This window comes from Vibrio sp. 10N.286.51.E5 (genome assembly GCF_041469125.1).
In the GTDB taxonomy this organism is placed as follows: Bacteria; Pseudomonadota; Gammaproteobacteria; order Enterobacterales; family Vibrionaceae; genus Vibrio; species Vibrio crassostreae_C.
In genome coordinates this window covers 33707-47533 of sequence record NZ_JBFRJZ010000015.1, presented here as the reverse complement: position 1 = coordinate 47533, position 13827 = coordinate 33707, and the positions used below count along the sequence as shown (strand labels likewise).

Annotated in this window: 9 protein-coding genes; 1 reads left to right on the top strand and 8 read right to left on the bottom strand. The window is 45.6% G+C overall.

The window, feature by feature from the left end:
- Positions 1-7 precede the first annotated feature (7 nt).
- Positions 8-3106, bottom strand: a complete 3099-nt coding sequence (locus AB4161_RS05130; protein WP_372082933.1) for a GH116 family glycosyl hydrolase — start codon at positions 3104-3106, stop codon at positions 8-10.
- Positions 3107-3170: 64 nt separating this feature from the next.
- Here AB4161_RS05130 and AB4161_RS05125 point away from each other — a divergent pair, with 64 nt between their 5' ends.
- Positions 3171-4118 carry an aldose 1-epimerase gene (locus AB4161_RS05125; RefSeq protein WP_372082932.1) on the top strand — a complete coding sequence of 316 codons (948 nt, stop codon included), beginning with the start codon at positions 3171-3173 and terminating at the stop codon, positions 4116-4118.
- Between the two features lie 59 nt (positions 4119-4177).
- On the opposite strand, the gene AB4161_RS05120 is transcribed toward AB4161_RS05125, so the two are convergent.
- The 7 genes from AB4161_RS05120 to AB4161_RS05090 all read right to left on the bottom strand — a co-directional run bounded on the left by AB4161_RS05120 (position 4178) and on the right by AB4161_RS05090 (position 13381).
- Complete coding sequence (locus tag AB4161_RS05120) at positions 4178-6592, bottom strand: GH36-type glycosyl hydrolase domain-containing protein (protein ID WP_372082931.1); 2415 nt, start codon at positions 6590-6592, stop codon at positions 4178-4180.
- A 108-nt stretch (positions 6593-6700) separates the two neighbouring features.
- Entirely contained in the window at positions 6701-7792 is a 1092-nt protein-coding gene (locus AB4161_RS05115) for an ABC transporter ATP-binding protein (protein WP_210455022.1), read from the bottom strand.
- Entirely contained in the window at positions 7792-9141 is a 1350-nt protein-coding gene (locus AB4161_RS05110; protein WP_372082930.1) for a GH1 family beta-glucosidase, read from the bottom strand. The genes AB4161_RS05115 and AB4161_RS05110 overlap by 1 nt, the downstream gene beginning before the upstream one ends.
- A 17-nt stretch (positions 9142-9158) precedes the next feature.
- Positions 9159-10007, bottom strand: a complete 849-nt coding sequence (locus AB4161_RS05105; RefSeq protein WP_179946899.1) for a carbohydrate ABC transporter permease — start codon at positions 10005-10007, stop codon at positions 9159-9161.
- A 46-nt stretch (positions 10008-10053) separates the two neighbouring features.
- Positions 10054-11040, bottom strand: a complete 987-nt coding sequence (locus AB4161_RS05100) for a carbohydrate ABC transporter permease (protein ID WP_048614012.1) — start codon at positions 11038-11040, stop codon at positions 10054-10056.
- 67 nt (positions 11041-11107) lie between these two features.
- Complete coding sequence (locus AB4161_RS05095) at positions 11108-12355, bottom strand: ABC transporter substrate-binding protein (protein ID WP_372082929.1); 1248 nt, start codon at positions 12353-12355, stop codon at positions 11108-11110.
- Positions 12356-12373: 18 nt separating this feature from the next.
- On the bottom strand, positions 12374-13381 hold the full coding sequence (locus AB4161_RS05090; protein ID WP_017097774.1) for a LacI family DNA-binding transcriptional regulator: 1008 nt from the start codon (positions 13379-13381) through the stop codon (positions 12374-12376).
- Positions 13382-13827: the final 446 nt, after the last annotated feature.

The window sequence follows — 13827 nt, the reverse complement described above, 5'->3', positions numbered from 1 at the left end:
CATTAAGTTAATACAAGTAGGCGAAGATCATCCCCGGTCTAAAGTAGCGACCAGCCGTGTATTTCAAGCCAGTACTCAGTAACCATTTGTGCAAGCCAGCCAGCTTTTCTAGCGGGATTTCGCCGCTCAACATTTTAACAAAATTATCAGTATCTTTCGTCAATGTTGGGTTGATACGACCGTCAGACAGTACACAGTTTTGACATTTAAGTACACTTAGCCAGTTTTTCGCATCATTTTGTGCCAATTTAAATGCTTCTATAAGATCTTTCTCATTGACAGACACAGAGCAATTGAACCCCTCTGGCGCTGCAAATGGAATTTTCGAATAGTCATAGAGTGCGGTATACACGGTATCCATCAATGTTTCTGCTTGCTGCGATTTACCCGCTAAATTCAACGCTGTTGCCACACTAAACTGAACACCAATCCACACATCTTGTGCCTGAAATGCTTCATGTGGAGAGCCATCGGCTAACGTCATATTCGCAACACCCAACTCCGGACTGTTAATTTCGAAGTTATGCTTATAAACATAGTCCAATGCGCGTTGGATATTCTCTTGCGGAAAAATACCTTCTAAACCGATGAGCTTTAGATAGCTGTCAGCCAACAAGGCATCGCCAAAGCTGTTGTCGGAATCTGGCACTAAATCTAAGTATTCTTGTGTAAAAGCTTGAGGCGCGGTCTCACTCAGCAAGCGTTTCTTAGAGACTCTTTGAGATACCTTACTGATGTTGATGGAGGTATCCGTTTCATTTAAATAGGCATTGAGCGTGTTCTTATCGGCAATCGCATCGCCCGTCAAAGTTAGGCCTAAGGTTTCCAGAGCTTGGTAGCCTTCACCCGTTAGATGCTTGGCTTGAACTGGCGTCACGAAGAAGTGGTAGTAACCCTCTTTGTCATCCCACAAGCTTTGCTCAACCGTGGCTAACGCCTTTTTAGAACGCGTTAAGTAACCGCTAGCTCGCTCGCTTTCACCCATCAATTGTGCAAGTTCGCTCGCGGCTTGCAGGCCAGCAACCCACAGGCTCGCACAATAAATAGAGATGCCGTGAGAAGCTAGGTTATCAAAGGTATCGTCTGTGCCTCGGGTTAGTGGTAAATCGTCACCCTCAGCGATCAAATTCGATAAGAAATCGATGCTTTCAGTTACCGCTTGCCAGCACTCTTTAACTACAGAAATATCTTGCGTGTTTTGATAGTGACGGTACACCATCAGAATGTATTTCGGTGCTAAGTCCTTCCACTCTTTCACGTTGTGCCAGCTGTACGCGTCAGGCTGGATGTCGAACGGGCTACCCAAGTCATGAATAACCGCACCTCGAATAGCACGCACGCCTTGGTACTTCTCATCGATCAATTCAGCATTCGGTGTTGCTTCATATTCCCAGTATCGGCGCTGAGTAAAGTCTTCGGCCAAAATGGCTTTCGAAAACTCTTTCATCACGCAGCCATCAAGCTCCGGCAACAAATAAAGAAGCGAAAATGAGCCGTAAAAATACACATCCAGAGAGTTAAAGAACGGGTAATCAACACACTCCTTCACCAGGAACTTGTCTTCTTTATCCCATACCGTTGATTCGGCTAGGAATGATAGTGAATTCATCGCCATCGTCGCATATCGAAGTGCCGATTCAGGCTGTGAAATTTTGCGTTGAGCTTGCTGTAGGAAGGCCGTTTGTTGTTCGACAATTCGTTGCTCAATCGCTTCTAGCTCTGGCAATACCTCTTCTAACATCGGCAGAGCAGGTTTCGCTTGCGGATAGAATTGCGTGTAGGCCTTCTCTGAACGCCAACCATTAAGCATGACTTTGCTGTGTGCCATCACCTGTGTAAAACGCAGATCAACAGACTCCCCCGGCTCCAACTCAACCTGAACCACAATCAATGCACTCAGAGCTTCACGCCCAGTGTAGATACCTGTTTGGAATTCAGCGTTTGTGCGGCCTGTTCTCAGTGCGAACTCTGTTTGCTCCGCTGCCTTAGAGGTATAAAGTGTTGGCTTCACAGACACCGATATCTTGCCAGATTCGGTCAGGTGGTTATTCGCTTGAACACCAAACACCACTTCACCTTCAATATCACTTTGATACGGGGACTGACTAGTGAGCTGGACACCCGTAAAACCGTGGTTTTCGCCGTTTACGCTAACCGCTTGATGCTGCTGGGCGATTGGATTTTGAGACAAGGTACACGCCGAATCTTGAATGCCATCGCGACCTTTGCGATAAGTTGAGCCAATCAAGTTTTGAAGCGGCTGAGCAAGCGTAATCACGCGTGGTTGCGATGAATTATTGGTTAATTCGAAGTGATTCCAGTGCATCGGTAAAGAACACAGGCGTTTGTTCTTTTTAACGATCGGAGAGACTACCTTACGCTTTATATTAATATCTTCGAAGCTACTGTATTTATATTCAGCCAGTGGATATAAAGCTTGGTATTCTATATCCCTGCCATTAACACTATCTATATCACTGCCATTGATACTATCCATATCATTATTATTACCCGCAGTGAGTGATAATAATCTCGTTGTATCATTTATTAATAAACCATTAAAGAAATCTAAGGCTACATATAATTGACAAATAGTTGAAGATGAATCGGATTCTATTAATAATTGAGTCTTATTAGAAAATTCGACATTCCACTTTATAAAATTATCTTTATTTTCTTTATAAAAATTACCATTTTCTAATGCAGCACGAATGAGGTTAATTGCATTAGAAATGTTTTCTTTATCTATCTTCTTTCCATCGAATAGCGCTGGGTAAAAATTCAGATGAACACTAAGCTCTTGCTCGTTAACAACCTGAAGCGCTTCAATGGTCGGCACATCCATCACTGACGCATAAAAATCATTAAAATTAATAACTTGCTCTGAACAGTCGACAAATATTCCTGGAATAAAGCTGAAGTTTGGCGTGTTACCATTTGGCGTCAATGTAAAAGTATTACCGATACCACCGATCGCCATACCTGTATTTTCTGGTGTCGTAGAAATTGGCGTGTACCAAGGTTGAATAAATTCAACTGCGTCGCCCTTTTTACACAAGTGTTCTGAATTTCCTGAATAGCTTGAATATGGAATTTTATTATTCATGTTAAAACCGCCATTGAATATTTTTTTCTTCTTGTTAATATCTTTCAAAAATGGAGACATCAACATGTTTAAAATTATAAATGAAAAATTTGGAAATATTGACTCTGTCACATTAATAAATCAGCAGCATGGTATAGAACTTCAAATAATCAATGGGTTTGGTGCTGTTATAAATAAATACATTGTAAATAACAGTCCATTCTCTTTTATTTGTGGCTATCAGAATTATGATGAACTGATCAACCAACATCCGTTCTTTTCCCGCAGTGCTAAATTATTTCCTTTTCCAAACCGTTTAAACTTAGGTCGCTACAGTTTCGACAACCAAAACCATCAACTCCCAGCTAACTTCCCTTGGTCTGATCACGCCGTACATGGCTTGCTCTACAACCAACCTTTTTCAATCAAAAACAGCGCAGCCAATGAAAAATCAGCCAGTGTGACGCTGCAATATCAGACATCATCTTTGCACCCTGCTTTCCCGTTCGCTTTTAACCTTGAAGTCACCTTCACTATCGACACAACGGGTAAGCTCTCTTGCTCAACAACTGTCTCTAATTGTGGTGATTTCGCCTTCCCATTCGGTGATGCTTGGCACCCTTATTTCTCGCTCGGCAATGACCTAGAACAGTGTGAATTGACTATGTCGCCTTGCGCTGAGGTCGTACATGAGAACGACCTACCCAATGGTGAAAAACAGGCTTTTGACCGTTTGTCTTTGGGTGACTCCCTGACCAGTCAAAGCCTAAACCACTGCTTTGAATTTGATTCGAAGACAACCAACCAACTGACTTTGACACGTTCAGATTCATCAGCTGCAATTCATTATCAACAAGACGCGAGCTACCCATTTGTTCAGCTCTACACGCCGGCTAGCGAGCAAAGTATTGCAATAGAGCCCATGACTTGCCCTGCCGATGCATTCAATAACCAAATTGGCTTACTGACGCTTAGCCCGAACCAGTCTCAAACCTTCAATTGGCAATGCCAGGCCAGCTATCAACCAAAATAAAACAACACTAAAGAGAAACCAAAAAGCAATAAAGGGCGCATAAAGCGCCCTTCTCTTTGTTAGCCTAATACCACTTCTACCATGTGCTCACCCGATGTAAATACCGGTGCTTTGTTGCCTGAAATCAGGTCACCATTGACCTTCATTTCAACCACACCTTTACACACATTGTTCGGGTTCGAGACATGGATGTTATATGTTGCGCCACGGAACTGACGACGGACTTTGAACTCTGGCCACTCTGCCGGAATACAGGGATCCACCAGCAAGCCATCAATTTCAGGTCGAACACCTAGAATCCACTGCGTACCTGCCACGTATGTCCAAGATGAAGTACCCGACAGCCATGCATTACGACCTAGGCCGAACTGTTTATGTTCGTCGCCCAAGATGTTTTGCGGGTAGCAGTATGGCTCCGATTCAAAGGTATCAATATCGTCGTTCTTAGAAGCCGGATTAATTTGACGGTAGTACTCATAAGCACGCTCGCCGTTGCCCATTTTCGCTTCCGCGATCATCACCCATGGGTTTGAATGCAGGAAGATACCGCCGTTCTCTTTCGCACCCGGTGGATATGTCGAAACGCCACCAAGTTGTGGATCAAAGCCGTTGTAGCCTGGAGTTGAAAGCTTGATACCATTGGTCGTGTTCAGCTTGTTGTAAACCGAATCTAGCGCTTGTGTGGCACGTTCTTGTGTCGCGAAACCAGAAATCACAGGCCAGCTTTGACCGTTAGTGTAGATCTGCCCTTGTTCATTCTTGTGAGAACCAATTGGCAGGCCTTGCTCATCAAAGTAACGCACAAACCATTCGCCATCCCAACCGCACTCATTCACTGTGCTCTGCATTTGTTGGTATTGCTCTTTGAACTGAGCGGTCAGCTGTTCCTCACCGCGTAACTCACAGAGGTCGAGCATATCAAGCAGGGCTTTACCGTACATGTTAGCGACCATCATCGACTCAGCACCCGTTGGCAGGTTCACCGTGTCATTCCAGTCTGCAAAACCTAATAACGGTAGGCCGTGCTCACCCGTATTGGTGTAGGTAAACTCGATCGCGCGACACAAGTGATCCCAAACGGTGCCTGTTTCCACAGGGTTGCCCGCTTTGTCTTTTTGATAGAACGGAATCACTTTGTTCAAGAAATCAGCATTGCCTGTCTCTTTCACATATTGAGTGACTGCGTAGATGATCCACAGATGATCATCGCCGTAATAATCAGGGCGATCTTCCTCTTCACGTGAGTCACCCGCGTTCGCTTCCATCGTTGATGGGAAGAACTGGTGCATCGCAGAACCGTTGGTGTTTTGCACAGATAACAGACGCTCAATGAACTCACGCGCTTCTTCTGGCATGTGAGTAATTACGCCTAACGTATCTTGCGAAGAATCACGGAAACCAATGCCACGTGCGCCATAGCCAAGCTGGTACAGAGACAGGTAACGAGACCAGTTTTTAGTGGTGTGACACTGACGTGGGTTATGTACATTAAGCATTGAGTTCATTGCAGGATCTGGCGTTTCAACCTGAACTGCTTGTAGGTAACCATCCCAATGTTCAGCCAGTTCAGCGAAAGCAGAATCGACCACTTGATGGTCACGATATTTAGCCAGCAGAGGCAATGCTGCTTCTAGGCTCTGTTCTTGCGCGATTTGTACAATCGTACGTTCGGTCTGCTCTGGAGATAACCAACCTAGACGCAGGTTCAGTGCGCCAATGTTGTCGCCACGCAAACACTCGGTGTTGCCTAATTCATCATTGTTCAGTGCTTCTGGCGCTGCCCATGTGCCGTAGCCCAAATTACCTAGGAACGATTGGCGATCACCATCAAAAGACGTCGCAGGGCGATCCGCTGTCATCAGGTTCACCGCGTAGTCACGCTTCATGAAAGCATACTGCTCAAGCACGGTATGACCCGACTCTTGCTGGTGTGCTTTTAGCGTCATGGTTTGTGGCACCCAGTCCGCATTGAGTAGCTGTTTAAGCGCATCGAAGTGTGTGAATTCATACACAGGCACCACATCAACGTGCAGTGCTTTGTCTGAAATGTTGGTCACTTTAATGTCTTGCAGCAGTACTTGGTCAGCTTTCGGTACAAAGAAGGTCGCTTCACAACGCACACCAAAGGCTTCTGCAATGATGGTGGTGTATGACAAACCCGTGTGATTTTCAAACTTATCGAGCGGCTTCAGAGTGGGTGTGTAGAACGGTGAGAATACTTCTACATTGCCGGCTTCATCACGCACCTTGAGGTACATTGTCGAGCCTTTAAAATCTGAATTTGGCAGTTGTGCAATGTACTTAGTGATGCGGTTGAGTGCAGGATCGCCCTTACACAACAACACGCCACCGTTGCTATCAACAATGCCACCGAAATCTAATGTGCCGACATAGTTACACCATTTGATCGGCGTACACGGCGTGGTTGCTACGTATTCTTTGTTTTTATCGTCAAAATATCCGAATTTCATCATCAGTATCCCTAGCCCCTCCCAAATCAGGAGGAGCCAAAACAATTTGTCGTAAGTTGGTTGGTGTCAGCTCAATGACTGATTTAAATTGATTGGCTAGCTCGTAATTGACTAGCTCGCTAGCGAGTTCTCGCTCAGTGCGTCAAACAGGTGGAAAGCATCCAAATCTAAGTAAAGTGTCAGTTCTTTCACATCCACTTCAGCAGCTTGGGTCTCAACCATCAGCGGTTGGCCGCCGATTTCTGTTTTCAGAAGAATGCTCGCACCCAGCAGTTCCTTGTCTTTGATTTTCACAGGGAATGGCAGCACACGGTCGTGGTCAACTTGCTCGGCACGTAGGTGAATATCTGTTGGACGAACACCAAAATGCAGAGCTAGGTTCTTAGATGCCAGAGACTTAAAGCGCTCAGGCAGTGGGATATGAACATCGCCGATTTCAACGAAGTACTCGCCTTCTTTTTCAATCAGTTTTGCTTCCAACATGTTCATTGATGGGTTACCAATGAATTGCGCGACAAACTTGTTTGCCGGACGCTGGAACACCTCGGTTGGTGTACCAACTTGAGCAACATATCCGTCTTTCAGGATCACGATGCGATCCGCCAATGTCATCGCCTCGATCTGATCGTGGGTTACGTAGATCGTGGTGGTTTTTAGTTCACGGTGTAGATGTTTGATCTCTTCACGCATCACGCCACGAAGTTTTGCATCTAGGTTAGACAGCGGCTCATCAAACAAGAAAACCTTAGGCGTACGAACCATCGCACGGCCCATTGCCACACGCTGACGCTGACCACCAGAAAGCTCTTTCGGCTTACGGTTCAGTAGTGGATCAAGCTCTAGCATTTTCGCCGCTTTTAGCACTTCTACGTCGATTTCTGCTTTTGGCATGCCCTTCAGCTTCAGAGCAAATGCGATGTTCTCGTACACTGTCATGTGCGGGTACAGCGCGTAGCTTTGGAATACCATCGCTAAGTCACGATCTTTAGCATCGACCTTGTTCATCACTTTGCCACCAACGACGATGTCACCAGAGCTGATGCTCTCTAGGCCTGCAAGCATGCGTAGTGTTGTCGACTTACCACAGCCAGATGGGCCAAGGAAAACCACGAACTCGCCGTCTTCAACCGTAAAATCAAACTCTTTTACAACTTCAACATCGCCGAATGATTTTTTGATGTTCTTAAATTCTACTTTAGCCATTATCTGTTCTCCTCAGCGCGCTCTTGAAGCATATTTCGGTACGCAATTGCGCTCTGTTTCAGTGTTCTTTCTTGAGTGGTGTAATCAACATGGACGATGCCAAAGCGTTGGCAGTAGCCGAATGCCCACTCAAAGTTATCCATCAGACTCCAAGCGAAGTAACCATCGACTTTCACACCCGCTTCAACTGCGTTGTGAACTGCTTCGATGTGGCCTTGGAAGTAACGAACACGTTGTTCATCCATCACTTGTCCGTTAACACACTCGTCGTTACCTGCTGCACCATTCTCTGTGATGTAGATAGGCGGCATATTTTCGTAGCGAGCATCCAGCCTTACCAATAAATCGGTTAGGCCTTGTGGGTTGATCTCCCAGCCGATGTAAGTGTGTTCAGCATCAGTCTGTTTTACTGATTCAATATCACCATTCTCGTTGAAGCGAGCGACATTGCGTGTGTAGTAATTGATACCGATGTAATCAACCGGGGCGCTTATGATGTCTAGGTCGCCTTCTAAAATCATCGGCATGTTCATCGCTTGGCGGTCGACGACTGGCAGTGGGTATTCACCTTTCAGTACAGGGTCGATGAACCAGTGGTAATTCTCGGCTTCGCAGTAATCTGCTGCCGCTTGGTCTTGTGGCGTCAGCGGGTAAGCTGGCGTCGCGTTGAATACCACACCATGCTTAGCGTGAGGTGCATTCTTGCGAAGAATCGGCATCGCCAAACCATGACCTAGCATTAAGTGATGAGAAGCCAAGAAGCCTTCTTTTTCACCCTTAATACCCGGAGCATGCTCGCCCCAACGGTAGCCTAGGAACGCAGATACAAACGGTTCGTTCAATGTGGTGTAAACATCAATTTTGTCGCCAAAGTAGTTACTCACCACTTCTGCATATTCTGCAAACTTGTAAGACGTTTCACGGTTTAACCAGCCGCCTTTGTCTTCAAGGTATTGCGGTAGATCCCAGTGATAAAGTGTCACGAACACCTTCATTCCACGGGCATGACATTCATCGATGATCTGCTCGTAAAACTCTAGGCCTTGCTGATTCACGACACCGTCTTGCGGCAAGATACGTGGCCATGCAATTGACAGGCGGTAAGCATCAACGCCTAAGACTTGAATCATCTCGATATCTTGTTGCCACAAGTGGTAGTGGTCGCACGCCACATCACCACTGTCGCCGTTATCTACCTTACCTGGCGTCTTACAAAACGTGTCCCAGATAGACGGTGTACGACCGCCCTCTTCAACGCCGCCTTCAATTTGGTATGAAGATGTCGCGACACCGAATACAAATTCCTTACTGCGTAACTTTGAATCACTTGGAAGTTGAAATTTATTCATTGTTATAACCCTTAAACCTAACCTTTAACTGCGCCGGACGTTAAACCACTGATCATCTGTTTCGATGCGAACAGGTATGTAATCACAAGTGGTAAAATAGAAATTGTGGTACCTAGCATTACCGCGCCCCATGGCGTATTCGGAATACCTTGAACACTTCGTAGTGCTTGTGTGATGACGTAATTGTCAGGATTGTTCAGCACCACAAGAGGCTGCATAAACATGTTCCAGAAGAAGACGAACTGCACGATAGCAAGTGTTGCTAGTGCTGGTTTCATCAGTGGCAGAACCACACTCCAGTACGTTCTAAATTCACCTGCGCCATCCAGTTTCGCTGCTTCTAATAGCTCTTTAGGAATCGATGCAATCACGTGCTGACGCATCAAGAAGATACCAAACGGCGTGGTTGTGAATGGTAGCCATACCGCCATGTGGTTATCCAACAAGCCTAAGAATTTCACGATCATGAAGTAAGGGATCAGGCTAAGCACTGGCGGAATCGCCATTGAGCCAACCAACATGCCAAACAACACGTTCTTACCGCGAAACTTAAACACAGCAAACGCGTAACCACCCATGCTACAAAACAGCAGCGAGATGGTTGTGCCCAAGAAAGCCACGTAAATCGAGTTAAACATCGCTTTCCAAAACGGCATGATTTCCAGCAGTTTTGCGTAGTTCACCATTAGGCTATCGCCAATCGCAAAGCTGATGCCCGAGCCGAAGATCTCCGAACGGTCACGTGTTGAAAGCAGTGCTGACCACACAAATGGGAACACCGTAATGATTGCAGAAACAACCAGTAATATGCCGAGCATCACCATCAAGATCTTAGTCATGATGTACATGGTGCGTTCGCTTGGCATTAGGCCACTTAGTGGTGAAGTATTTGTCTTAATTGATGTCGACATCTTAATGTTCCCCTAAGCCTTTCTTACCGAAGAATAAAAATTGAACCAAGGTACACGTTGCGATGAGTGCAAACAGAAGCCATGAAATCGCTGAGGCCGTGCCCATTTCTAGCCATTCCCAACCCACTTTGTAGAGGTACATAGAGATAGTTAAACCAGATTGGCCTGTACCACCTGTGCCACGCGTTAGTACGAACGGTTCTTCAAACATTTGCAGGTTACCGATGATGGTCATCGTAATTGCAAAGAAGATAAATGGACGAATCATTGGTAGTGAGATGTTCCAGAAGCGGCGGAAGGCATTGGCACCATCCATACGAGCAGCTTCTAAAATGTCTTTAGGAATCGTCATTAAACCCGTGGTGTAAAGGACGATGTTAAAACCGGTGTATTTCCAGAAAACCATGATCGCGATAGACGGCTTCACCATAGTGGCATCGTCTAACCAGCGGATTGGTTGAAAATCGTTAACCCAAGCAAATGCCCAACCAAACAGCGTGCTATCAGCCAGAGCCATCAGCGTTTGGTTAATAATTCCTGAGTTAGGAGAGTACATGTTGAAGAAAATCAGTGACGCTGCGACCGTTGATGTGATGAACGGTAGAAAGTACGCCGATGTTAGCCAGTGACGCATACGGTCACCCATCGAAACCAACATGTAAGCCACTGGAATAGCAACTAAATGCTGAGCCACACCTGACGTGATTGCTAGCCACAATGTGTTCTTTAATGAGCGCCATAACCATGGGTCAGTTAAAGCAATGTGATAGTTCTCAAAACCCACAAACTCCATCGCATCCATGCCCTTCACAGGGTTCCATTCATGGAACGAAAGATAAACAGAGAACAACAGCGGGAAGATCCCAAATACAGAAAAAATGATCAGAAACGGTAGAAGGAATCCATACGGTGTAAGCGCTTTCAAATTCAGACGAGAAAAAAAGCTTTGCTCCGAAGGTTCTATCGTTGTGCTCGCTGTATGATTCATAGTAACGACCTCTTAAAAAAGGAAGCGCGCTATCCGCGCCTCCTCACTTACTCAAAGTAATAACAAATTAAAGATTACGCGTGCGACGCTTGATTAGACGCTCAGCCTCTTTAAGCGCTGTCTCGATGTCTTTACCTTCATCAAGTACTTCCATCAATGCGTTCTCTAAGATGATAGAACGTGCAACGTGGTCGCCTTGTGCTGGAGATACTGGTTTGATGTTTTGCGCAACTTCAGCAAAAATAAGACGGGCTTTTTGTCCGCCTAGGAACTCCATCTCTTCTTGGAAAAGCTCATCGTCATACGTTGTTGTATTCGCTGGGAAAGCAGCAATCGTTTCGAAGTGCTTAAGCTGTACTTCACGGTCAGTCGTCATGTATTCAATAAGCGCCCAAGCTTCATCTGGGTTGTCTGATTGAGTTGGAATTGAAAGGAATGAACCACCCCAGCTGCCGTAGATACCATCAGGTAGGTTTTCTACTGCCCACTTACCTTTAGTTTCCGGTGCAATCCAGTTGTATAGGTGACCAAGAAGCCAAGCGCCAGAAAGTTGAGTTGCAAATGTGCCGTTGCGAAAGCCTTCGTACCATTCGTTAGACCAAGCTAGGATACGGCCGTCTAAACCTTTGTCGCGAATCTCTTTTGCTACTTCAAAAGCGTGAACAAAACGCTCTGATGTCACAACAGGGTTGCCATCTTTATCGAAGTACAGACCTTCACCTTCAGGAACCGTCGTGAAGATAATTGCTTGTGCTACGTCGGCTGCTGAAGCAATAAGTTGTACGTTTTGCTCTTTCAGTTTTTCACCAGCAGCAATGTATGAATCCCAATCTTTGATTGCTTCTTCTACATCAATGCCCGCTTTTTCGAATACGTCGGTACGGTAGTACATAACACCTGGACCTAGGTCGACAGGAATGCCGTACATATCGCCATCAGCGCCTTTGCCTTGTGCCCATGCGTAAGGTGCGAATCGTTCTTCGTATTTATCTGCACCGTAGTTTTCAGACAGGTTAACTAGACCACCAGAGCCAACGAATGGACCAATTTTCTCAACGTCGACAACAATCACATCACCTGCACCAGAACCCGTTGCAAGGTTCGTTGTCAGTTTCGTGTGGTGGTCACCATGGTTGTTCATAAGGTAATCAACTTTAATCCCTGTCTTCTTTTCGAAATCAGGCAGTAACACCTTCAAGCTGCTATCGAAATCAGGGAAGCCGTCGAAACGAATCTCTTTGTCAGCGGCATTCACAGCTGTTGTACCTAATCCTAAAGCAACCGCGCATGAAAGCGCCAAGGTCTTAAATTTCATGTTCTATCCTTAATATTTTTATAGGGTAACTGGTAAATCCGATACCGAGTTTCTAGTGACCAACGTCGGCAGCAATTTAAAGTTCACGTCATGTTTGATTTTTTTTAGCTTCTGTAGAGTGAGCTGTACTGCTTCAACGCTCATCTCTTCAATAGGGAAATTAATGGTGGTCAAACTAGGGGTCAGATAACGCGCGAAGATGGTGTTATCGAAGCCCACCAGTGATACATCTTTCGGAACTGACAGTCCCTCTTGATGCAGCACCTCAAAGGCGCCGAATGCCATGTGATCATTCGAAGCAAATACTGCTGTGAAATGACACTTACGATTCATCAGCTTTTTCATAGCGCTGATGCCCGTCTCTTCAGTAAAACCCGCTTCCGAGACTAAGGCTTCATCGTATGGCACACCCGCTTCTTCCAAGGCCTTTCGATACCCCTGCAAACGCCCCCTAGCATCTGCTTTATCTAAAGGCCCGGTAATACACGCGATATCTGTATGTCCCTTTTGCAAAAGATATTGAGTAGCGAGTAGCCCCCCGACTTCGTTATCAATATCAATGCAACTCATCGCCATTTCTGGGATGAAGCGGTTAATTAAAACCACAGGGGTCCCCTGTTCTTCCAATTCAATTAAATAATCATCACTGAGCAGTTGAGTATGAAGAATCAAAGCATCAACACGACGCCCCAACAGAAACTCCACAGACTCACGTTGTCCTTGCTCAGTATTCGAACCCGCTGTAACCACAGCGTGGTAACCAAAGCGGCGTAGGTTCTCTTCTATACAATGCAAAATGCCTGAATAGAAAGAGCCGCCCAGTTCTGGAACAACAACGCCCACACTACCAGTACGACTTGAAGCTAAGGCTTGAGCGATAGAGTTCGGGCGATAACCCAGCTCCTTGATCGCTTTTTCAACCTTTAATTTCTTGTCATGACTGACTCTGCTAGTGCCATTAATAACCCTAGACACTGTCGCCTGAGACACACCTGCATGTTCTGATACGTGTTTAATTGTCGCCACTCGAACCTCGATACTTCATTAGCTTGTAACCGCTTACAAAACGATTATTAAAGAAAGGCGTCTTGGTTGAAGTGAGTGTCATCACACTAAAGTTGGAGGTAAAAAGGCCAGTTGTGGAAATCATGAAAGCGCTTACAGATTACCTTCACACCATGAAACTGTTTCATGAAATCATGAATCCATCGTGAGTCAGTTTTGTTAAAAGCCTTAGTTCCGTGAAGGGGTTTCAACACACCTATTGGCGTATCAAATACGATGGGTATCGAGTATTTTCCACCATCTAGGCTATTGATATGCAAAGGCTACGACGTGAGTTAGCCATTACAATTACTAGGGATAAAGCAGGGTACGCGAGATAGATTAAAATAATATGAAACGAGGTATTGAAGATGTCATGGAGAGCAGAGGGAGAGGCAATCCAAAATGATACAACAGATATTCAAGAC